Annotated in this window: 24 protein-coding genes; 7 read left to right on the top strand and 17 right to left on the bottom strand. The window is 57.3% G+C overall.

The features are described 5' to 3' along the window. Positions 1-51: 51 nt before the first annotated feature. On the top strand, positions 52-1,680 hold the full coding sequence (locus RUA4292_RS18930; protein WP_058279001.1) for an acyl-CoA synthetase: 1,629 nt from the start codon (positions 52-54) through the stop codon (positions 1,678-1,680). On the opposite strand, the gene RUA4292_RS18925 is transcribed toward RUA4292_RS18930, so the two are convergent. The 7 genes from RUA4292_RS18925 to hmgA all read right to left on the bottom strand — a co-directional run bounded on the left by RUA4292_RS18925 (position 1,677) and on the right by hmgA (position 8,310). After that, positions 1,677-2,018 (bottom strand): DOPA 4,5-dioxygenase family protein, encoded by a 342-nt coding sequence (locus tag RUA4292_RS18925; protein ID WP_058279053.1) that lies wholly within the window; start codon positions 2,016-2,018, stop codon positions 1,677-1,679. The two genes, RUA4292_RS18930 and RUA4292_RS18925, sit on opposite strands and share 4 nt — an antisense overlap. An 87-nt stretch (positions 2,019-2,105) precedes the next feature. After that, positions 2,106-2,744 (bottom strand): maleylacetoacetate isomerase, encoded by a 639-nt coding sequence (gene maiA / locus RUA4292_RS18920; RefSeq protein ID WP_058279000.1) that lies wholly within the window; start codon positions 2,742-2,744, stop codon positions 2,106-2,108. A gap of 19 nt (positions 2,745-2,763) precedes the next feature. Then, positions 2,764-2,961 carry a DUF2783 domain-containing protein gene (locus RUA4292_RS18915; protein WP_058278999.1) on the bottom strand — a complete coding sequence of 66 codons (198 nt, stop codon included), beginning with the start codon at positions 2,959-2,961 and terminating at the stop codon, positions 2,764-2,766. A 5-nt stretch (positions 2,962-2,966) separates the two neighbouring features. Beyond that, the gene (locus tag RUA4292_RS18910; RefSeq protein ID WP_058278998.1) at positions 2,967-4,577 is read right to left on the bottom strand and encodes an FAD-dependent oxidoreductase; all 1,611 of its coding nucleotides are present in this window, start codon (positions 4,575-4,577) and stop codon (positions 2,967-2,969) included. Positions 4,578-4,714: 137 nt separating this feature from the next. Then, entirely contained in the window at positions 4,715-5,665 is a 951-nt protein-coding gene (locus tag RUA4292_RS18905) for an MBL fold metallo-hydrolase (protein WP_058278997.1), read from the bottom strand. A gap of 10 nt (positions 5,666-5,675) precedes the next feature. Continuing rightward, complete coding sequence (gene fahA, locus RUA4292_RS18900) at positions 5,676-6,932, bottom strand: fumarylacetoacetase (protein ID WP_058278996.1); 1,257 nt, start codon at positions 6,930-6,932, stop codon at positions 5,676-5,678. Positions 6,933-6,954: 22 nt separating this feature from the next. Then, positions 6,955-8,310: a homogentisate 1,2-dioxygenase gene (hmgA, locus tag RUA4292_RS18895; RefSeq protein ID WP_058278995.1), complete on the bottom strand. Its 1,356-nt coding sequence runs from the start codon at positions 8,308-8,310 to the stop codon at positions 6,955-6,957. A 57-nt stretch (positions 8,311-8,367) separates the two neighbouring features. Here hmgA and RUA4292_RS18890 point away from each other — a divergent pair, with 57 nt between their 5' ends. Further along, the gene (locus RUA4292_RS18890) at positions 8,368-8,820 is read left to right on the top strand and encodes a MarR family winged helix-turn-helix transcriptional regulator (RefSeq protein WP_058278994.1); all 453 of its coding nucleotides are present in this window, start codon (positions 8,368-8,370) and stop codon (positions 8,818-8,820) included. A 60-nt stretch (positions 8,821-8,880) separates the two neighbouring features. Next, positions 8,881-10,125: an adenylate/guanylate cyclase domain-containing protein gene (locus RUA4292_RS18885; RefSeq protein WP_058279052.1), complete on the top strand. Its 1,245-nt coding sequence runs from the start codon at positions 8,881-8,883 to the stop codon at positions 10,123-10,125. Positions 10,126-10,202: 77 nt separating this feature from the next. Here the strand turns inward: RUA4292_RS18885 and RUA4292_RS18880 are convergent, their stop codons facing one another. Both RUA4292_RS18880 and RUA4292_RS18875 read right to left on the bottom strand, forming a co-directional pair. Continuing rightward, entirely contained in the window at positions 10,203-11,669 is a 1,467-nt protein-coding gene (locus tag RUA4292_RS18880; RefSeq protein ID WP_058278993.1) for a uracil-xanthine permease family protein, read from the bottom strand. A 321-nt stretch (positions 11,670-11,990) separates the two neighbouring features. Continuing rightward, on the bottom strand, positions 11,991-12,800 hold the full coding sequence (locus RUA4292_RS18875) for a division plane positioning ATPase MipZ (RefSeq protein WP_058279051.1): 810 nt from the start codon (positions 12,798-12,800) through the stop codon (positions 11,991-11,993). Positions 12,801-13,017: 217 nt separating this feature from the next. Here RUA4292_RS18875 and RUA4292_RS18870 point away from each other — a divergent pair, with 217 nt between their 5' ends. The 3 genes from RUA4292_RS18870 to RUA4292_RS18860 all read left to right on the top strand — a co-directional run bounded on the left by RUA4292_RS18870 (position 13,018) and on the right by RUA4292_RS18860 (position 16,106). Then, a complete protein-coding gene (locus tag RUA4292_RS18870; RefSeq protein ID WP_058278992.1) occupies positions 13,018-13,905 on the top strand; it encodes an AEC family transporter in 888 nt (295 codons plus the stop codon). Between the two features lie 81 nt (positions 13,906-13,986). Further along, positions 13,987-15,582, top strand: coding sequence for an MFS transporter (locus RUA4292_RS18865; protein WP_058278991.1), 1,596 nt, complete (start codon positions 13,987-13,989; stop codon positions 15,580-15,582). Between the two features lie 59 nt (positions 15,583-15,641). Further along, on the top strand, positions 15,642-16,106 hold the full coding sequence (locus RUA4292_RS18860; protein WP_058278990.1) for a GNAT family N-acetyltransferase: 465 nt from the start codon (positions 15,642-15,644) through the stop codon (positions 16,104-16,106). 79 nt (positions 16,107-16,185) lie between these two features. Here RUA4292_RS18860 and rpmE read toward each other — a convergent pair whose 3' ends face one another. Both rpmE and rplS read right to left on the bottom strand, forming a co-directional pair. Then, entirely contained in the window at positions 16,186-16,407 is a 222-nt protein-coding gene (gene rpmE / locus RUA4292_RS18855; RefSeq protein WP_010437577.1) for a 50S ribosomal protein L31, read from the bottom strand. 11 nt (positions 16,408-16,418) lie between these two features. Further along, positions 16,419-16,802 carry a 50S ribosomal protein L19 gene (rplS, locus tag RUA4292_RS18850; RefSeq protein ID WP_058273331.1) on the bottom strand — a complete coding sequence of 128 codons (384 nt, stop codon included), beginning with the start codon at positions 16,800-16,802 and terminating at the stop codon, positions 16,419-16,421. 378 nt (positions 16,803-17,180) lie between these two features. Here rplS and RUA4292_RS18845 point away from each other — a divergent pair, with 378 nt between their 5' ends. Continuing rightward, the gene (locus tag RUA4292_RS18845; RefSeq protein ID WP_058278989.1) at positions 17,181-17,984 is read left to right on the top strand and encodes a glycoside hydrolase family 25 protein; all 804 of its coding nucleotides are present in this window, start codon (positions 17,181-17,183) and stop codon (positions 17,982-17,984) included. Here the strand turns inward: RUA4292_RS18845 and RUA4292_RS18840 are convergent. The 6 genes from RUA4292_RS18840 to bluB all read right to left on the bottom strand — a co-directional run bounded on the left by RUA4292_RS18840 (position 17,981) and on the right by bluB (position 21,449). Beyond that, the gene (locus RUA4292_RS18840; RefSeq protein WP_158507067.1) at positions 17,981-18,343 is read right to left on the bottom strand and encodes a hypothetical protein; all 363 of its coding nucleotides are present in this window, start codon (positions 18,341-18,343) and stop codon (positions 17,981-17,983) included. The two genes, RUA4292_RS18845 and RUA4292_RS18840, sit on opposite strands and share 4 nt — an antisense overlap. A gap of 197 nt (positions 18,344-18,540) precedes the next feature. Beyond that, complete coding sequence (gene trmD / locus RUA4292_RS18835) at positions 18,541-19,350, bottom strand: tRNA (guanosine(37)-N1)-methyltransferase TrmD (protein ID WP_058278987.1); 810 nt, start codon at positions 19,348-19,350, stop codon at positions 18,541-18,543. Further along, positions 19,347-20,162, bottom strand: a complete 816-nt coding sequence (locus RUA4292_RS18830; protein WP_058278986.1) for a hypothetical protein — start codon at positions 20,160-20,162, stop codon at positions 19,347-19,349. Before RUA4292_RS18830 ends, trmD begins: the two co-directional genes overlap by 4 nt. Next, positions 20,162-20,665 carry a ribosome maturation factor RimM gene (rimM, locus tag RUA4292_RS18825; protein WP_058278985.1) on the bottom strand — a complete coding sequence of 168 codons (504 nt, stop codon included), beginning with the start codon at positions 20,663-20,665 and terminating at the stop codon, positions 20,162-20,164. Before rimM ends, RUA4292_RS18830 begins: the two co-directional genes overlap by 1 nt. Further along, positions 20,658-20,807: a hypothetical protein gene (locus tag RUA4292_RS25030; RefSeq protein WP_199520026.1), complete on the bottom strand. Its 150-nt coding sequence runs from the start codon at positions 20,805-20,807 to the stop codon at positions 20,658-20,660. Before RUA4292_RS25030 ends, rimM begins: the two co-directional genes overlap by 8 nt. Positions 20,808-20,813: 6 nt before the next feature. Next, entirely contained in the window at positions 20,814-21,449 is a 636-nt protein-coding gene (gene bluB / locus RUA4292_RS18820; RefSeq protein ID WP_082637193.1) for a 5,6-dimethylbenzimidazole synthase, read from the bottom strand. Between the last annotated feature and the right edge of the window lies 1 nt (position 21,450).

Here is a 21,450-nt window from a genome sequence, read left to right as displayed (position 1 = left end):
AGGAACGACTTTGTGCTCAATTCGCCGGAACCGCAGAGGGAGGGTCAGCAAATGACACAAGCCAGCATCTATGAGCGTCATTTGGACAAATGTCGGGCAAACTATACACCGTTGTCACCGCTGAGTTTTATCGAGCGGACAGCGCACATTTACCCGGACTATCCTTCCGTGGTTTACGGCGCGCGTCGCTATACATGGGCTGAAACCTATGCCCGCTGCCGCCGGCTGGCAGGCGCATTGTCCGCCCGCGGAATCAGCACGGGCGACACGGTTTCAGTCATCGCGGCCAACATTCCGGAAATGTATGAGGCGCATTTTGGCGTGCCGATGGCAGGTGCTGTTCTGAATGCCATCAACACTCGATTGGACGCACCGATCATTGCCTTCATTCTGAATCACGCGGAATCCAAAGTCCTTCTGGTCGATCCCGAGTTTTCAGGCGTGGTCAAAGAGGCGCTGAAACAGGTGGATCATGATGTACTGATCGTCGATATCGAGGACCCGAGCTTTGGCGGTGGTGAGAAGCTGGGTGGCCTGACCTATGACGCCTTGCTGGCCGAGGGCGACCCTGAATTCAACTGGTCCTTACCCAAAGAAGAGTGGGACGCGATCACGTTGAACTATACCTCGGGGACAACAGGCAATCCCAAGGGCGTCGTGTATCACCACCGGGGCGCTGCGCTGAACGCGCAGTCGGACCTGCTGGACTGGAACATGCCAAAGCATTCGGTCTATTTGTGGACCCTGCCGATGTTCCACTGCAACGGCTGGTGTTTCCCCTGGGCGATGGCCGCGAATGCAGGCGTTTCGGTCTGTCTGCGGGCCGTGCGGGACGAACCGATTTACGCGGCGTTTCGGGATGAGAAGGTGACCCACTTCTGTGGCGCGCCGATCGTGCTGAACATGCTGGCCAACGCGCCCGATCACCTCAAGGACTTCGATCACGAGATCAAGGTAATGACCGCTGGTGCACCACCGCCTGCCGCAGTTATCGAAAGCATGGAAAATATGGGTGTCGAGGTTACCCATGTCTATGGATTGACTGAGACTTATGGTCCGTCGGTTGTCTGCGCCTGGAAAGACGAGTGGAACGACAAGGGGGCCGAAGACCGCGCCGCGCTGAAGATCCGTCAGGGTGTGCGCTATACGGCTCTGTCGGGGCTGATGGTTGCCGACCCGGACACGCTGGAACCTGTGCCCTCTGATGGCGAGACGATGGGTGAGATTTTCATGCAGGGCAACGTCGTCATGAAAGGGTACCTCAAGAACGCCGAAGCCACAGATAAGGCGTTCCGGGGTGGATGGTTTGCCTCGGGTGATCTGGGGGTGATGCATCCGGACGGCTACATCGCGCTTAAGGACCGGTCCAAGGACATTATCATTTCAGGTGGCGAGAATATCTCATCCGTCGAGGTTGAGGATATCCTTTACAAACACCCAGCCGTTATGGAGGCAGCCGTGGTCGCCCGCCCGGACGACAAGTGGGGTGAAACACCCTGTGCGTTCGTTGAACTAAAGCCAAACGCACAGGCGAGCGACGCGGATATCATCGGCTTCTGTCGGGAAAACATGGCCCATTTCAAGGCCCCCAAAACGGTGGTGTTTGGACCTTTACCCAAGACCTCGACCGGCAAGATCCAAAAGTTCAAATTGCGGGATCAGGCAAAGGCGCTGACTTAAGCGCCCACCTTGTCAAAGATCGACAGATCAAGATCCAGCATTTCACCCATCCAGATGGCCCGGTCCCGATGATCCGCCAGATGGTCGCCGGTTTCGGGGTGGGTGAAGATGGTCAGGCCCTGTCGGTTCAGCATTAGCCACGGCATGACTTGATCGAACGCGTCCGGGCCAAAGCCCAGCTGGCAGCTCCATCGCGGGTGGGGGCCTACATTTTTGGCATGCATGCGCCCCATTTGAACAGGAAACAGGCCGGCGACCTCTTCACAGACCTGCCGGGCAATGGCTTGCGTATTTGCGTCGTAATAGACATGGGCGTGATAGCCGGTGATCTCTGACATTGGGACCTCTTGCATACGTTTCGAACAAGGTACTGCGCTGCAAATGGTATCGCCACTTGCGCCGTCACACAGGCTCTGTGCGCCAGGTCAAGAGGGTGCGTGGATATCTGGGTGGGCTGCGGCAAAGGCGGGATGTTCGGCACAAGCGATCTCGGCGCTTAGACTGCGCGGCAAGTCCGATAAATCCACGTCCCAACGGCGCGCATTATACATTTGCGGGACCAGGCAAACGTCGGCCAGTCCGGGCTTGGCCCCGGTGCAATAGGGCGCTTGTTCGAAGCCCTCGAGAAGCGCCTCAAAAGCCAGTAGGCCGGGGCGAATGAAATGGCGCATCCAGGTGCCGGGCATCCCGTCAGCACCATCACTCAGCGCGGCCGCATACTGCGCGACGGACAAATTGCAGACCGGATGCACATCGACCGCGATGGATTGCGCCAAAGCCAGCGCATGTGCCCGGGCCGCCGGTTCCGGAGGCAACAGTCCAAGGCCGCGAGTTTGGTCAAGATAGTCGATAATGGCCAGAGATTGTGTCAACCGCAGCCCGTCAATCTCGAGCACGGGGACCAGCCCCTGTGGGTTACGCGCCAAGTGGTTGTCGGACCTTTGTTCGCCCGCAGCCAGATCAATTGACACGCCGCGATAGCTGATCCCAGCCAGGTTCAGCGCGATGCGCACCCTGTAACTGGCCGAAGACCGCCAAAAGTCATACAGCACCACGCCGCTCATCATCGATCTCCTCAGTTCGTCAGGTGTCCTTCAGCGTGGCGGCTTTCAGGGCGCTAGACAATACATTTGCGTTCCCAATGTGATTGGCCAGGACCAGAACCAGACGTGCGTTCAGGGCGTCACTGTCGGCTTTGTCCAGCCCATCATGCGCCGCAACCAGATCGGCATAGAAACCGTCGGCATTTTCCAGATTGGGGGAAAGGATCAGATCGGTCATGTCGCTTATTCCTTGCCGGTTGCCCGGCGGATCGCCTGCCGGAATGCGTTTTCTTCGAACGTGTCGCGGCGCGCGGCGACGTGCTGGTCAGGTCGGATCAGATAAACCGCACCCGGGGCTTCGCCCAGATACCTGCGCTTCAACTCCAAAGTCAGGTCATCCTTGACCGAGAGAGCCAGTCGCGTGGCCGTAACGTCGCCTTCTTTTAGACTGTCAGGAGCGTCCGCATCTATAGTCAACAAAGTGAATTTCCCGGCCAACTTGGGCAGCAGAAATTCCTCGCCCAAAGGCGCGTCCGGGCAGGCGGAACCGGGGCGCGTGATCTCTGGCCCGGTCAGAGCATCCGCAGAACTCAGCGATGATCCGGAATATGCGCATGGTGTGCTCAACCGGCCGGAATTGACCAGCGGGCGCGCAAACGCGTAGTGCTCGCTGAGGTCCAAAACCGCATCCCGCAAAAGACGCGACATATCGGATTTGGGCGTGATAAATTCCGTCGATAGGGTGGACATGCGAATGTTCTCATCAGCGGCTTCGACCCGTTCGCGGTTATAGCTTTCCAGCAAAAGCTCGGGGGCTTCGCCGTCTATAACCATCTTTAGTTTCCAGCACAGGTTGTCTGTGTCCTGCAGACCAGAGTTGGCCCCGCGCGCGCCAAAGGGGCTGACCTGATGAGCGCTGTCGCCAGCAAACAAAACGCGACCATGACGGAACCGCTCCATCCGACGGCATTGGAACGTGTAGATCGAGACCCATTCAAGTTCGAAATTGATCTCTTCGCCCAGCATCGCTTTTAGGCGAGGGATCACGTTTTCAGGTTGTTTTTCCTGCTCGGGGTCGATGTCCCTGCCCAGTTGCAGGTCGATCCGCCACACGTTGTCGGGTTGCTTGTGCAGCAGGGCAGACTGTCCGCGATTGAACGGCGGGTCGAACCAGAACCAGCGTTCGGTCGGGAAATCCGCCTGCATCACCACGTCAGCGATCAGAAAGTTGTCTTCGAATACGCGGCCTTCGAAGTCCAGGCCGAGCATGCGGCGGGTGGGCGAGTTCGCACCGTCACAGGCAATCAGCCATTCCGCCTCAACGTTATAGGGGCCTTCGGGAGTTTCGACTTCAAGCTTGACGTGATCGTTGTGGGTACCGACGGCTTCGACCTTGTTCTGGCCGCGAATTTCAATCGGCGCGCCCTCGGCCTGCAATTCCCGCACCCGTTCAACAAGCGCTTTTTCAAAATAGTATTGTTGCAGATTGATAAAGGCGGGGTGCGCATAGCCTGCGTCGGGTTGCAGGTGAAACTCATAGACCTGGCGGTTGTCAAAAAAGACTTTGCCGGCATCCCACAGCACGCCTTTATCGACCAACTTACCCCCGGCGCCCAGACGGTCGGCGATTTCCAGAGAGCGCTGTGAAAAGCAGATCGCGCGGCTGCCAAAACTAACCTTGTCATTGTCGTCCAGCACGACGACAGGAACCCCTTTCTGGGCCAGGTCAATGGCTGCGGCCAACCCAACCGGGCCGGCACCAATCACGATAACCTTGTGTCGTACCGAGCTTGCCGTGTCCTGATCCGGGCTGCGTTGATAGGCATAGAGTGGAACTTCGAAAATCTTGTTCATGGGCTCTCCCCCGATACTCAGGCGCCGTGGGCGCACTAGATCCCGCCCTCTGGCACATGTGCGCCAGAAGGCCTTGCCCTATGATTCCACCTATTTCCCCTGTGCAAAACGATCTGGATCAAATTTGCCCGTCTTCTTCAGCCTTGCAGGGCCTCCCACATCTCAATATCTCGCTGGGCGGTCCAGATACGGGGCGTGTCGATACCGCGTCCTTCGTCATAGGCGCGGGCGACATTGAAGGGCAGGCAATGTTCGTAGATCGCATAATCGGCGAATTTCGGATCGCACTCTGTGCGCACTGCATCCCATGCCTCTTTCAGAGATCCACCGCGTGCCGCCACTTTCGCAGCAGGGCGATAGGTGCTTTCGACAAAGTCACGGGTGTTTTCGATGGCTGCATTGACCATGTCCTTGCCGACCAGAGCGTCTCCGCGACCCGGTGCGATGGCATCAACGTCGAACCACTTGATTTCATCCAGCGTATCACCCCAATCGCTGAAATGCCCGTCGCCGCAATAGCAGGCCGAGTGGTATTCGACGATGTCACCGGTGAACATGATATTCTGATCGGGTACGTGAATGACGATATCACCTGCGGTGTGTGCGCGGCCCAAATGCATAAGATCGACCCGGCGATTGCCCAGGTAAACCGTCATCGTGTCGCTGAATGTGGTGGTGGGCCAGGTCAGGCCGGGGATGCTTTCATGACCTTCGAACAGGCGGGGGAAACGCTGAAACTCACTATCCCAGTCCTCTTGCCCGCGTTCAACGACCATGGCGCGCGCCATGTCGGACATGAGGATCTGTTGCGCACCAAAGGCGCTGGCCCCCAATACGCGGACTGCGTGGTAGTGGGTCAGCGCAACATGCGTGATCGGTTTGTCGGTCACGGATCGCACACATTCGATCACCTTGTTGGCCAGACGCGGTGTCGCCTGCGCCTCGACAATCATGACGCTGTCATCGCCAATGATGACGCCGGAATTTGGATCGCCTTCGGCGGTGAAGGCATAAAGGCCCTCGCCGACCTCGGTGAAAGAGATCTTCTTTTCCGACATGTCCCCTTGGGACGCGAATGCCTTGGACATGATGAGTTCCTTATCGGGCGTATGGGTTTTCAACGGCGGGCAGCAGGGTCCCGACACAGTCGCCAAACCCGATGGTGTAACCTTTACCCTTGGCGGCACCTGTCAGGGTCAGTGTGTCACCGTCCTCGATAAATGTGCGGGTTTCACCGGTATCCAGCGTCAGCGGTTCCTTTCCACCCCAGCTGAGTTCCAGCAGCGAGCCCCGCTCTGGTTTTGTTGGACCGGAAATCGTGCCAGACCCAAGCAGATCGCCCGTGTTCATTGGGCAGCCTGAGGTCGAATGATGTGCCAGTTGTTGGGCGGCCGAGTAGTACATTTCGTTGTAATTTGTTCGGGCAATGACTGTGGCGTCCTTGCCGTCGGGCTCCATCGTGACCTCCATATCAATGTCATACAGCATCGGACCGCAGTCTTTGATGTGATCCAATAACTCGAATTCACGCGCAGGCGTGTCGCAGCGAAAGGGTTCCAGCGCCGCCTTTGTCACAATCCACGGGCTGATCGAAGTGGCTGTGGCTTTGGCTTGAAACGGCCCCAAGGGTTGATATTCCCAGGCCTGAATATCGCGTGCGGACCAATCGTTCAGCAGAACGTAGCCAAAGATGTTGTCGTCGGCCTCCTGAACCGAGATGGGTCCGTCCGAGGGTGTACCGACAATCGCGCCCATCTCAAGCTCGATGTCAAAACGACGGCTAGGTAGAAAAGCGGGCATGTCATGATCGGGCGACTTGAGCTGACCCCAAGGCCGACGGATATCGGTGCCCGACACTACAACGGAAGAAGCCCGGCCGTTATACCCGATGGGGATATGCAACCAGTTCGGCGGCAGGGCATTTTCCGGTCCGCGGAACATGGTGCCAACGTTTTGCGCGTGGTGACGTCCGGCATAGAAATCGGTGTATTCGCTGACGGCGAAAGGCATGTGCATTTCGGCGTCGATCTGGGCAATAAGCAACGGTTCAACCTGCGCCTGTTCCTCGGCGCCTTCGGCCAATAATGCGGTCAGGCGGTTGCGCAATGCAGCCCAGACGGCAGGACCTTCCTCCATCAGCGGGTTCCAGAAAGGCAGATCGAAGAGCGGCTCGTCTGCCAGTTCGATCAGGCCCCCTGCCTCAGCTGCGGTGACGTCTAGAATCATGTCGCCAATCGCCACGCCGCACCGCGGATCACCTCCTTCGGTCGAGAAAACGCCGTATGGCAGGTTGTTCAGAGGAAACGGGTGATCGGCCTCATTGGCCGAGGCCACCCAGGATTTCATTAATGGCATGTATTCAAACCTCTTTTGGGTGTCACTTTTTGCCCGGCGTGCCGTCGAACTTTTTCTCAAGCGACGTCCAGCAGTCGATGTAATCATCCTGCAACGGGGCTTCGTTGGCTGCAAATGGTGTCAGATGCTGCGGGAAACGGGTTTCGAACATGAAGGACATCGTGTTGTCCAGCTTGTCTGGCCCGAGGTTCGCGTTTGATGCTTTTTCAAACGCTTCCCGATCCGGGCCATGCGGCAGCATCATGTTGTGCAGACTCATGCCGCCCGGAACAAACCCCTGCGGTTTGGCATCGTACTGGCCGTAAATGTTGCCCATCAACTCGGACATGATGTTCTTGTGATACCAGGGCGGGCGGAACGTATCCTCGGCCACCATCCAGCGTTCGCGGAACAGGACAAAATCGATGTTAGCCGTGCCCGGTTGCCCTGAGGGCGCGGTGAGGACAGTAAAGATCGACGGATCGGGATGGTCGAATAGAATTGCACCGACCGGACAGTAGGTGCGCAGGTCATATTTGTAGGGCGCGTAGTTCCCGTGCCACGCCACCACGTCCAGCGGGCTTTGGCCGATCTTTGTGGTATGGAACTGCCCGCACCATTTGACCGTCACGGTCGAAGGCACCTCGCGGTCTTCAAACGCCGCCACCGGAGCCTTGAAATCGCGTGGGTTGGCCATGCAATTGGCCCCAATTGGACCGCGGCCGGGCAATTCGAACTTCTGGCCGTAGTTCTCGCAGACAAATCCGCGCGCCGGACCTTCCAGCACCTCGACACGGTACACGAGGCCACGGGGGAGAATGGCGATTTCCTTGGGTTCCAGATCAATGATTCCGAGTTCGGTCGCGAACCGCAGGCGACCTTCCTGTGGCACCACCAACATCTCGGAATCGGCCGAGAAGAAATAGTCATCCTCCATAGAGTCGGTGACCAGATAGATGTGGCTGGCCATGCCCACCTGCGTGTTCACATCCCCCGCCGTTGTCATGGTGCGCATACCGGTGAGCCATGTCAGCCCCTCATCGGAATGAGGCACTGCGTCCCAGCGGTATTGGCCAAGGCTGATCACGTCCGGGTCAACGCAGGGCGCGGATTTCCAATGTGGCAGTTCGATTTTTTCATAACGGTGCGAATGCTTGACCGACGGGCGAATGCGATAGCACCACGTGCGCTCGGGCGGATTTGCTGTAAAGGCCGTGCCGCTAAGCTGTTCACCATAAAGGCCGTAATTGCAACGCTGCGGGCTGTTCATGCCCTGCGGCAGCGCGCCGGGAAGGGCCTCGGTTTCAAAGTCGTTTCCAAAGCCGGGCATATAACCCGCGTGCGTGCCAACGGACGTGCCGGCTTGCGTCATTTTGTGCGGATCCGTCGGATGGTTCATCCTGTGTTCCTCCAATTGCTGCTTGTCGAGTAATAGTTGATTTTGTAACTAACAAGCATGACTCAGGACAAATCTGCCAAAAAAGATGACTTTGATCTGCAGGAATTCCTGCCGTATCTGCTGAACCGTGCAGCCGAAGAAAGTTCGCTGGAGTTTCAGCAGGTCTATAAGGACCGTTACGGAATGCTCCGCACCGAATGGCGCGTCTTGTTTCATCTGGGAAATTACGGCGAGATGACTGCGAAAGAAATCGGTGAGCGCGCCAAAATCCACAAAACCAAGGTCAGTCGTGCAGTTTCGAAATTGGAACAGCGCCGATACTTGGCCCGTAATCGCGACACATCCGACCGCCGGGTTGAACAATTGACGCTGACATCCGCAGGTCAGACGGTTTACAGGGATTTGCGCCTGGTGGCCGAGGCCTATGATACAAAGCTGGCCAGCCTGTTTTCCCGGGACGAAGCAGAACTGTTGCGCAAAATGCTTCGGCGTCTGGCGCATATGAATTGACCACTGGTAATTTACTGCCTCAATTCCCAGATGAAGCCCAGAACAAAAATGGGACAAAACATGACGACCTTGGATGCCGATACGGCAAAATCAAGCGATCTGATCAACTGGCTGGTGGCGCGCGGGCTTGAGGGTGTCGAAAAAGAAGAACTGCTGGAGGAGTACTGCAATCGCCTGGTGGAACTGGGCGTTCCACTAATGCGATTTCACGCGGCCCAATCGACCCTGCACCCGATTTATGGCGGAACCGGCTATAGCTGGTATTACGGCAAGGGCGGGGAATATCAAAAGTTCGAATACTCTGAACAACCCAGCGATCAATGGCGTGCTAGCCCTCTGTTTGCTGTTCTGAACGAAGGCGAAAGCGTTGTGCACGAACGGTTGGTGGATCAGAACGAGCCCAGCCGATTTCCCTTGCTGAATGAACTGCGCGAACATGGCGCCACTGAATATTACGCGACGGGTGTGTCCTTTGACATTCCGACTCATAATCAGCCGAAGGACGCCAAAAAGGCGGTGAACGGTGTATTGTTGTCCTGGACGTCAAACGCGCCCGAGGGGTTCAAGGACAGCGATCTGGCGTTGATCAATACAGCCCTGCCGCATCTCGGATTGGCTTTGAAATCGGCAAACAACCAGCGGATATCAAAGGACCTGATGCGCGTCTATCTGGGTCGCGATGCCGGTCGGCGCGTTTTGTCCGGCGAGATCAGGCGCGGGTCGCTTCAGCAGATCGATGCAGTGATCTGGAACTTTGACCTTGAGGGGTTCACCAGCCTGTCCGAAGAGCTGCCGGGTGATGCGCTTATTGAGATGCTAAACGAGTATCTGGCCGCTGCGATAGACGTGGTCCACAAATGCGATGGAAGCATCCTCAAGTTCATGGGCGACGGGCTAATGGCCATGTTTGATGTGGGCGAGATCGATGCGGACGCGCGTGCGGCACTGGCGGCCGTCGCCGAATTGGAGACGTCGATGGCGAAACTGAACGCGCAACGTTCTGCCGATGGCCTGCCTGTGTCGAACTATACGCTGGCGCTGCATGCAGGTGAGATTCTGTACGGCAATATTGGTTCTGAGAACCGCCTGGACTTCACCGTCATCGGCCCGACCGTCAACCAGACCGCGCGGATTGCCGGAATGCACCGGTCGCTGGGGCAACGGATCCTGATCTCGGACGATGTGGCAAAGGCTGCACGACCTGCCGCGTCAGAGCTGGTCTCTGTCGGTCGCTATATGCTGCGTGGAGTGCCGGAACCGAAAGAACTGTTTACGGTTTACAAGGCGAATGACGCACGGGATTGAGTTTGCGTTTCGTGGCCGAAATTAACTGCGGCTTGGGACTATCCACTTGTGAACAGGCCCAAGCAATGGTTTCTGGCTCAGACGTGATCGTCCTTAACCAACGCGCCGCGCCCGTGGCCGGCCATACCGCCAGAGACTTCTTCTGTCGCCTCATCAGCGAGTGTCTCTGGCAGGATCAGGTTAAGCACAATAGCGATAAACGCTGCTGGAAGGATGCCTGACGCGCCCAGGACCCGCAGGGTGTCGGGCAGGTGCTGTAGCGCATTTGCCGATCCGGGTGCCACGTTCATGACTTCGAGTTGAAGCCCCAGACCAATCGACAGCGAAACCGCAAAGATCACCATGTTGCGACGGTTCCATACAACATCCGACAACATGGATACGCCTGCGGCGACAACCATGCCGAACATGACTATGACGCCGCCACCCAGCACTTCGATCGGAACCGTTCGGATCAACCCGCCGACCTTGGGCACCAGACCGCACACAATCAGGAAAATGGCACCAATGGTGACCACGTGGCGGCTCATGACGCCGGTCATAGCGATCAGACCGACATTCTGGCTGAACGAGGTGTTCGGGAAGCCGCCAAAGACACCAGCAATGGCAGAGCCGAAACCGTCAGCATATGTGGCGCCCTGTATCTCTTTGTCGGTGGCCTCACGACCTGCGCCACCTTTGGTGATCCCCGAGACATCGCCGACCGTTTCGACAGCGGACACAAAGGCCATGAGGCAGAAACCGATTACTGCGGCGAACGAGAACTCGAAGCCGTATTTGAAAGGCTGCGGCAGTGCGAAAGCCGCAGAGCGTTCCCACGAGCCTGAGATCACTTCGACAGGCAGCTTCCCAACCAGCAGGCAATAAACATAGCCCACCAAAATACCGACCAGGACAGCCGATACGGAAAGCATGCCACGCGCGAAAAACTTCAGCCCCAAGGTGACAAACACAACGATCAGCGCGGGTGTCCAGCTGGACAGCGAGCCATAGCTTTCCGCGCCAGAGGCCTTGGCTGGGACACCTCCGGCTGCGTATTCGATGCCGACCTTTACCAGCGCAAGACCGATCATCGTTACGACCAATCCGGTCACCAGCGGCGGCAGTGCAAAGCGTATCCTGCCGATTACCGTGCCCAATAGGGCATGAAACAAGCCACCGATAATCACACCCCCAAACAGGGCGGCAAGACCGTCCACGCCTTTTCCGGCAACCAGAGGGATCATGATCGGAATAAAGGCGAAGGATGTACCCTGTACGATCGGAAGCGCCGCGCCAACCGGGCCAAGTGTTACCGTTTGCAACAGCGTGGCAACGCCAGCAAAAAGCATCGACATCTGGATCAGATACAGCAACTCGGGAAAGTCTGGGCTGTTTGAGCCAAAACCAAAACCCGCCGCGCCGGCAACGATAATCGCCGGAGTAACGTTCGACACGAACATTGCAAGCACGTGCTGTACCCCCAGCGGTACGGCCCGATAAATGGCTGGAAAGTAGTTTGGATCCCGAAGTTGCTCCGGCGTCCCAATGGATGAATCGGTCATGGCTGTCCTCCCGTAAACGCGCGACTTGGCGTCCTGTCCCTTGATAACCCGGTGTGGAATTCACATCCTGATCCATTCAAAGTTGTCTATTATTGGATCAGGTGGATAGTGGTGATTATCAAAAATACCAAAAAGGTGCTTTGGGTAGTTGTATTTTTGGTAAAGAAACCAATGGCGGGTCAGAGTCAGCCTTAACGCGACGCTGAAGCTTCAGGCTACCAGTATTGTCAAAACTCATTGCCCAAAAGGGCAGGGGCGTACCCGATCTACGATTTTGGCGAGGTATGGCAGCGCTGGGGTTGGAGCGCCCGAACGGAGTCGTTAAAAGTCGATCTCAACGCCCGGCAGGTTCAGTTCTTTCATCATGTCGCGCAGCTCTTGCCGTGCAGCGATGTTTGAAATGTTCAGCTGTTTGACCCCAATATCCTTGAGGTCCAGCAAGGTCAGGCCGCGTGGGAAAAGCTCGCGGAAGATAACCCGCTCGGAGAAACCCGAAGCGACGCGGAAGCCGATGCGCTGGGACAACATCTCAATCGCGCGCTGCATCTTTTCCTTGTTGACCATGCGCTGGGTGCCGACGCGGTTGCGGACAACCACCCAGTCGATGGGCTTTAGTCCCGCCTGCGCGCGCAGTTGGCGCGCGTTCCACACCATTTCTGAATAGACTGACGGGCCCAGGATTTTTTCACCCTTCGAGTCGATCCGTGCCAGCAGGTCAAAGTCGATAAAGCTGTCATTCAGCGGCGTGATCAGTGTATCGGCCAGCGAATGTGCCACCTGACTTAGGCGGGTGTGCGATCCGGGACAATCGATCAGGATGAAATCGCTGTCGCTTTCCAGTTCGGACACCGCGGCGGACAAGCGGTGATCATAGATATTCTCGCCGGGCTTCAGTTTGGACGCATCAATCTCGGGCAGGTCATGATGGCGGGGGGCGGGCAGGGTCAGGTCCGCGTTTTTCAGAAAATTGCCGCGGTTCTCGAAGTACCGACCAAGGCTGCGCTGTCGAAGATCAAGGTCCAGTGTGCTGACCTTGTGACCCAATCGCGCCAGTGCGGTCGCTACATGCATCGACACGGTCGATTTGCCTGCGCCGCCCTTCTCGTTCCCCACTACGATAATATGTGCCATGCTTGTATTCCCACGTCCCGCCGTGCTTAACCACACGTTGTTACCGACCACTATATGTTGTGGAGGCCGGGAAGGGAAGAACCCCAAGCGCCCGCGCAGAGCAATATCAGGCTCTAATTTGGAAAACTCAACCGGCTGGGTCGGTTAGGACCCGCGCTTGCCAAAGCGAATAGGCTGTTTCACAGTTCAAATCAGGGTTTTGCAATAGGGGAACCGGTTGGACCATCTGTTTTTGAACGTTTTGAACGTGGTTCTGCCGGTGCTGATCTGCGCCGGAATCGGCTATGCCCTTGCCGCGATCAAGGCACCGTTCGACAATAAAGTTATCGGTGGGATCGTTTCGCGCGTTGGGTACCCGACGCTGATCATCTCGCACCTGTCCACAACCAAGATCGCGTTAGGCACCTTTCTGGACGTCATGACTGCCGCAGCGCTGGCCATTGCGGGGTTCGGAGTGTTGGGATTCCTGGCACTTAAAACCATGCGTCTGCCGGTTCGGGCCTTTTTGACGCCGCTTATGCATGGGAACGTGGGCAATATCGGGTTGCCTATCGCCTTGCTTGCGTTGGGTGATGCGGGAATGGCCTATACAATGGGATTTGTCGTGGTGGTGCTGATCAGCATTTTCACCGTCGGCATGTGGATCCCGGCGGGGGAGTTTTCACCCAGAAAGCTCGTCACGTCCCCGATCATTTATGCAGTGATCCTATCCCTGATCCTTATGGCGAGCGGATCAAGCTTGCCTCAACCGCTGGCAAAATCCTTCGACATTCTTGGGGGGCTCTCGATCCCACTGATGCTGCTGACATTGGGCCATACGCTGGCAACGTTGCGGATCAAAAGCCTGGGCCGGGCGGTGCTGTTGACCGCTCTGCATCTGGTCATGGCGATTGCAATAGCCAGCGCTTTGGTATGGGTTTTTGGTTTCACCGGGGCTGAGCGCGGCGCGGTGATCCTGTGTTGCCTGATGCCGTCCTCGGTTGCGACTTACCTGTTCATTGACCAGCACATGCCGGAATACGGGCCGGATGTTGCTGGTTTCATTCTTGTGTCGACGCTGGCCACGATCATCGTCCTGCCGGTGGCTCTGTCTTCCTGGATCTAAAGTCGACCCTATGCGCAGCGACAAAAATCGCTAAACTGCTGATTAATTGCTTTTAAGAACAATGAGTTTTGGGGTGGAATTATGACCGACAAGACGCCTTCTGACCCATCGCACGAGGGGGGTGCCCGCGTTGTGCTGGCGATGACGGCTATTTGTATGATGGTTGTTGGGTTTAACACAACGGCTGTTGCGACCATCCTGCCCAACCTCAAGGCCGAGTTCGATTTGACGCCATCCGGTCTGCAATGGGTGATGGCAACCTATACCGTGGCCAGCGCCACGCTGGTCACAATCGTCAGCCGGTTGGGCGATATCACAGGCAAGATGGGCGTGTTCTTTGCAGGTATGATTGTCTTTGGCATTGGGTCCGCCTCGGTCCTGTTTGCGCAGGATGGCGCGATGCTTCTGTTTGGGCGCGGCGCGCAGGGCGCGGGGGCTGCGGCCCTGTTTGGCACGTCTCTGTCACTGCTGACCGCCGCAACACCCGAAGAGCAGCGCGCAGGTGTTACCGGCGCATGGGGCGCAATTGTCGGTCTTGCCATTGGCGTCGGCCCGATCGTCGGCGGTGCCTTTGCCCACTATGTCAGCTGGCGCGCGGTGTTTGCGACCGATCTGGTGTTGCTGGTGTTCGCCTTCCTGATTGGGCTGCATGTCAGCCGACGCGGGTACGTGCCGGACACGCGTCAGGCCGGGGCCAAGTTTGATTATCCGGGCGCTTTTGCGTTGCTGTTGTTCCTTGGCCCGCTGTCCTTCGCACTCAGCAATGGGGAAAGCAGCGGGTGGGCAACGCCGATGACATTGATGCCACTGGGTGTTGCGGCGGTTGCGGCAATCATCCTTGTTATCGTGTCCCGCCGCAGCGACGATCCGTTGATCGAACTGCGATACTTCAAGCATCCGCGTTATTTTATGGCCGCCGTTGGCATGTTCTTCACCGGCTTCACGCTGTTCTGTTTCTTTGTGTACTTCAACACGTTCGTTCAATCTCCGGATGCTTTCGGATATTCGCCCATCGGCGCAGGTTTGGCGATCATGCCGCTTAGCCTTAGCATGTTCGTGATCTCGGTCACCGCACCCCGGTTTCTGGCGCCCTACAGCTTTCAATGGCCTATCGTGATCGGCTTGGGGGCGATGGCCTGTGGGTTCATGCTGTTGATGACAACTTCGAACTCCACCCTATATGCCGAGATCTGGTGGAAGCTGATGATCGTGGGCATTGGATTAGGTATCTGTTTTTCACTGTTACCCCGGCTCGGTCTGCGCGTGTTGCCAGAAGAGCATGTGGGGCAGGGATCCGGGGTGATTAACGCCTGCCTATATTTTGGCGCGACACTGGGCGCCGTGGTCGGAGGTTTGGCCGAAGCAATAACGACCCGCAGAGGTATTTCCGAGGTCATGAATGCTTTGCCGGCCGGATCCGCCCAGCGAGAAGATCTGGCCCATGCCCTAACCCATGGGACGCCGAGCCAAATCCAACAACTAATCGCTAAAATGGATCCTGAAACTAGCAGCGCTTTGGCCAAAGCCCTTAGGGACTTGCAGGACAACGCCTTCGACAGCGCGATGCTTGTTGCGGCGGTGGCGGCTCTAGTCGGGATGGCTTTGGCGTTGATGTTGCTTCGGGGCCCGGTCCCGCCCGTACACAGCGCAGCCGAGTTGACGCGTGCGAAGAGTTGAGTTCGCTACCACTAATCGGAATTCTTCTACTGGAAATCCGGCTGTGATAGTAGGCCTCCATGGTTGAGTTTGCGCTACTCTCTCAAAAAACCCTGGGCCCTTTGGCGGCTTTGTCTGTGCGCGAAAATCAGGCAGGGTTTGTCGCGACAAATCTAATGACGATGGCGCAGTCGATTTTCGAACCGGGGTCAGAAATCTATGGCATTTGGGATGGCGGCGATGCGGTGGGATTGCTTGCCATTGTCGACATGGCACATCCCGATGCAGAATTGGATGACGAGGATGACCCGGATGGCGTCTATATCTGGCGGCTGATGGTCGATGAATCTCGTCAGGGCCGGGGCTATGGAATGGCCGCATTGGATTTTGCAAAATCCGTGGCTTTGAAAAAGGGTCGCTCTAACCTGGTGATCAGCGTCGTCGACGAACCCGGCAGTGCGCTGCCGCTTTATCAATCGTTCGGGTTTGCGCCGACTGGCCGGCTTGTCGATGGTGAGGTCGAATTGATCATGCGGCTGGCTTAGCCACTTATTTCTGGCAACGTTCTACCCACAAAAAAGGCCGCCCCGGTGGGCGGCCTTTCGCATCTCAAACGGGTCTGGCTTAGAAGCCCAGACCTTCGTATTTCTTCTTGAACTTCGACACACGGCCGCCGGCGTCCAACAGGCGCGACGAACCACCGGTCCATGCAGGGTGCACAGAGGGGTCGATTTCCAGAGCCAGCTGATCGCCTTCGGCGCCCCAGGTGGATTTCATCTGAACTACGGTGCCATCGGTCATTTTGACGTCGATGACGTGATAATCGGGATGGATGTCTTTTTTCATCTTTCCGTTCCTTACGCTTCGGCGCCAGCCTTGGGCTTGTAGTTGGTGACTTCTGCGATACGCGCGGATTTACCACGGCGCGAGCGCAGATAGTACAGTTTGGCGCGACGGACGCGGCCACGGCGGACAACGGTGATGCTGTCGATGTTGGTCGAATACAGCGGGAACACACGCTCCACACCTTCGCCAAACGAAATTTTGCGAACGGTGAACGCACCGGCGATGGTGTTGCCGCCTTTGCGGGCGATGCAGACGCCTTCGTAGTTCTGTACACGGGTGCGCGACCCTTCGGTCACTTTAAAGCCGACACGGATGGTGTCTCCGGCTTTGAAATCGGGGATGTCTTTCCCCAGGGCGGCAATCTGTTCCGCCTCAAGCTGTGCGATCAGGTCCATCGCATTTCTCCTATCTGCTCGTGGTTGGTCCACGAAGTTGAGCACGGCCTGAGAGCTCTTGGTCTTCACCGGGTCCTGCGTACAGCCCGCCAGAGGTCAGATCGAATATTCCTTTGGTCCGGTCCGCCCTGCCGCGCCGTGGCCGAAGAAAGCCGGGCGTCACGCCATGATGCAAACCAAAACACCGGAGTCGCATGTCGCGGCACCGGATTGCGCTGCTTTACGGACTTTATGGGCAGGGATCAAGCCTGAATCGCAAGAATGGTCAGGGCCAAATGGTAAGATTTCGCCACCGGCCAACAACACCGTTGCCTTGTCAGGCAGATCAGGCATTCTAGAGGGAATTATAAGAGCAGAAATTTAGAACAGGAACATACCATGCGCACAGCATTGATGCTGGCTGTTTTGGCCTTCGCGACCCTGTCCTGCGGTCGCAGCAGCCCTCCGCCCCAACAGGTCGAAGCTAAGGCATTCCTGAGCACCACGTCGCCCTCGGTCATTTTTCCAAGCTTTGGGGATGCCAAGCCGCATGAGTGGGAAGGCCGGCATCCGGGGCACTATCCGGTTCACGGGCTCGATGTTTCGCGATGGCAGGGTCCGATTGACTGGCGCAGGGCCAAGTCCTCCGGTGTCAGTTTCGTATTCATCAAGGCGACCGAGGGGGGCGACGTGGCCGATCCTTTGTTTGATGATCACCGGCGCGGCGCGCAAGCCGCGGGTGTTCCATGGGGGGCGTATCACTATTACTATTTTTGCCGACCGGCGCATGAGCAGGCAAAATGGTTCATCGAGAACGTGCCCCGAGGTGCCGACCTGCCGCATGTGCTGGATATGGAATGGACGCCACATTCCAAGACCTGCACCATCAGACCCGATGGCGCCACCGTCCGGTCCGAGGCGAAGCGGTTCCTTGATATCCTGGAACGCCACTATGGCCGCCGCCCGATCGTCTATACGACCGTGGATTTCTACGGTGACACCGATATCGCCCGCCTGCCCAAGACGGAATTCTGGCTGCGGTCGGTCGCCGGGCACCCGCGCAACGTTTACCCCAAGGCCGCGTGGCGGTTTTGGCAGTATACGGGCACGGGTTTGGTTCCTGGCGTTCAGGGGAAAGTGGACATCAACACATTCAACGGCCCGCCTGAGATATGGGCCAGATGGAAGGCGGGGGGCGCTTAGCCGATTGGTGCCCCATAAGTTTCAATGGTTCCTCCGGCCACAAGGTGATCCAGACGGCGTACCCGTTCTTCGCCAGATGTGTGATGCAGCCAGAACCGCTCTCCATCAGTCAGTTCGCGTCGCTCGAAGCCAAGTTCGGTCATGCAGCGGTGCACCTGGTCAATTTCACCCTGTGAGCGAAGCTTATCGTCGAAGGGCGCCGTGACGATGGGGCCCAGGATCACGCCCCACAATAGGATATTCGTGGCGTATCCACCAATCACCGCGCTGTTGCCCCCAATATCTTCCTCGGCGGCGCATGATTGCACGGCGACCTTTGCGGAGTGCAGGTTATGGCCCGCCTGAGTGGGCACTGCCATCTCAAGAGGTTTGGTTGTGCAAGCTGAAAGGGCAAGCACAGCTAAGCATATGATTTTTTTCATTTAGCAGCCTGTTATGCGTTGAATTGAAATCGCATTTTTCAATATCTTAAAGATGAGTATTTTTTCATAACATCAGCTTCAAGTGGTGTTCGCTAAATACAGGAACGTGCTGCAAACAAGCCACACTCGGGGTATCAATCCTGTGTGTCGTCCCCGGATTCCTCATAGCGTTCCCACAGATCAGGGCGTCGCTTGCGGGTGATCTCTACAGACATCTGGTGCCGCCATTCGGCAATGCGCCCGTGATGACCAGACATCAGAATGTCGGGGATCGGGCGGCCTTTCCAATCTGCGGGTCGGGTGTATTGCGGGTGCTCTAAAAGACCCGAGGAAAAGCTTTCGTCTTCGGCTGAGGCCTGGTTGCCCAATACGCCGGGAATCAACCGCACAGTTGAGTCAATCAGCGCCTGGGCCGCAATCTCACCTCCGGTCATCACGAAATCCCCAAGGCTGACTTCCTGAACGCCGTAATGTTCCAACACGCGTTCATCGACGCCTTCGAACCGACCGCAGAGCAAGGTCATGCCGTCGCAGCGTGCGAGGTTTTGCATCATACGTTGATCCATGCGGCGACCGCGCGGGCTGAGGTAGATCAATGGCCAGTTGCCCTGCACGCCAGCCATTGTGTGTTCGATTGCCTCACCCAGCACGTCTGCGCGCAACACCATACCCGCCCCGCCGCCAGCCGGCGTGTCATCGACATTGCGATGCTTGCCAACGCCGAACTGGCGCAGATCCACGGTCTCTAATTGCCACAACCCTTCTTGCAAGGCTTTGCCCGTCAAGCTTTCGCCGAGAACGCCGGGAAAGGCGGAAGGGAACAGGGTGATGATTTTTGCCTTCCAGACCCCGTGCAGATCAGGTGTCGGAGTCATCAATTCACGCGGCTTCAGCGTGGGTCGGATTGCCTTGCGCCCATGAGATTTGCTTGGCTTGTCTGTCATATTGTGCCGACCATCGCGTTCTTTGCCCGCTCTACTACCAGCGCTTTTTGCCGGGTCAACTCCGCTTCGTCCAGATGGGATCGGTTCAGCGTCAGCAATTCCGCCAACACGCTTTCCGGTAGCCTGCTGTTAGATTTTGTGGGCGGCACCAAAAGCTGCGCTTTTTCCCTAGGCAAGTTCAGGAATTCGGCAAAAGGCGTACCGGGACCAAAGCGTCGCAAATGCGTCTCTTCCAGGCACTCTTCGGTCACAGTGACCGACGGCAGTTTTTTGCGAATGTCCGAGACGGTTTCCTCGAGCGGGGGCAGGTGATCCATGTTCGCGCGGAAGATGTCGAATTCCTGGACCTCGCGGGTTCTCTGAAGATCGTGTGCCCAAAGGCTGCGCAACCACGCCCCGCGCTGTCGCAGGGACAGGTAGATCGTGATATCGACCTCCTGATCCTCGAACCGATCGCGGATGGCATCCACCAGACAAGCGGCCAGATCCGGTGCGGCGGCATATCCCTGTTCGATATTGCGGCTGGGACGCAGGCCGCTGAAATTCTCTTCGCTGACGATCAGGCCGCGTTTCGTGCCGAAGTTTCGCGTGGCCAGATACTCTCGGGTCTGCGAGCTGAATTCGGACAGCGTTCCCACGGTTCCATAGATGGAATGGCGGGTCGCGGCACCTGACAGCCCCAATTTGCGCGTCTTGTAAGGCAGCAACAGCGCAAAATGTGGCCAGATCAATTCGCGGTTTTCATACAGAAACGATTGTGCTGCAGTGGTTCCGGTCTTGTGTAGCCCCAGATGCAGCAGAACGCGTCGCATCAGATCAGCCCCTCGGGCGGGTCTGCGATGATGCGGCCTTTGTCCAGATCCACAGTTGGAACAACCTCAAGCGTGAAGGGCAGAAAAACGGTGCCTTTCAACCCCGGCCCGTGCAGTTCCAGCAGATCTGCGGCGCCGTGGTTTTGTACCGACTTCACACGACCCAGCAGCGTTCCGCCGGTGTCGTAGACCTCAAGCTCGATCAGGTCGGTGTGATAGAATTCGTCATCAGGCAAGGACGGCAGCTGATCACGCCGCGCGAACAGGCGGAGGCCGTTGATGGCGTCTGCCTGTTCTTTGGTCTCGATCCCACCCAAACGCGCCGCAAAGCCGTTTTTGATTGGGCGGGTCAGCACCAGCGGATAGCGTTCCTTGCCGTCTTCGTCAGTTAAGGGCGAATAGGTCTCGATATCCTCAGGGATGGCGCAAAAACTTTTTAGCCGCACTTCGCCGCGCACGCCGTAAGACCCCGCAACGCTGCCCACGCAGATCAGATCAGTCATTTGGCTCTTCCGTCGTTACACATAATCCGTCCTGCCAGTCTCCAAGCGGGGCACATGCCTCGCGTTGGTTATTGCGCTCAAAGAACACGCCCACAATAAAAGCGATCAGTAACAGGATGGGAAGCCGTATCAGTCCGAACATCTGGCATTACCGCGTTTCGATATGCAACCGGGCGCTGCGCTGTTCCCAGCCGGCACGCTCAAGTTCGGGTCTTTCAGACATTTCTTCCGGCCAGCCCACACAATAGTAGCCGACCAGAGACCAATCGTCAGGCACAGCCAGATCGCGTTTCATCTGTTCTGGATCAAGGATTGAGACCCAGCCCAGACCCAATCCCTCGGCCCGCAAGGCGAGCCAGAACAAGGTGATCGCGGCGACGACAGAATAGCGGCGCATCTCGGGCATCGTGCCCGCGCCCAGCCCCAGACCTTTGTTGGTCGTCTCATCAGAGAACACAGCCAGCTGAACAGGCGCTTCCTGCATGCCGGACAGCTTTAGGCGGCTGTATTTCAGCGCCTTGTCGCCCGAATAGCCTGCAAGGGCCTTTTCATTGGCGTGTTGGAAATTTTGCAGCGCTGCGGCACGCGCCGCTTCGCTTTCGACGCGAATGACGCGCCAGGGTTCGCTAAGCCCCACGGAAGGGGCCAGACGAAATGTGTCGAGGCAGCGCGTAAGCACCGCCTCGTCCACGGGATCGGTGCGAAACCGGCGCACATCGCGCCGGAGCCGCATCAACAGTTCAAACTGCGTGCGAAAATCGTCGGTGAAATCCTGATCCTGCACG

It is taken from the genome of Ruegeria atlantica (assembly GCF_001458195.1).
GTDB classification, from domain to species: Bacteria; Pseudomonadota; Alphaproteobacteria; order Rhodobacterales; family Rhodobacteraceae; genus Ruegeria; species Ruegeria atlantica.
Note: the sequence above shows the minus strand (reverse complement) of the source record. Positions and strands in the feature narration are given on the sequence as shown.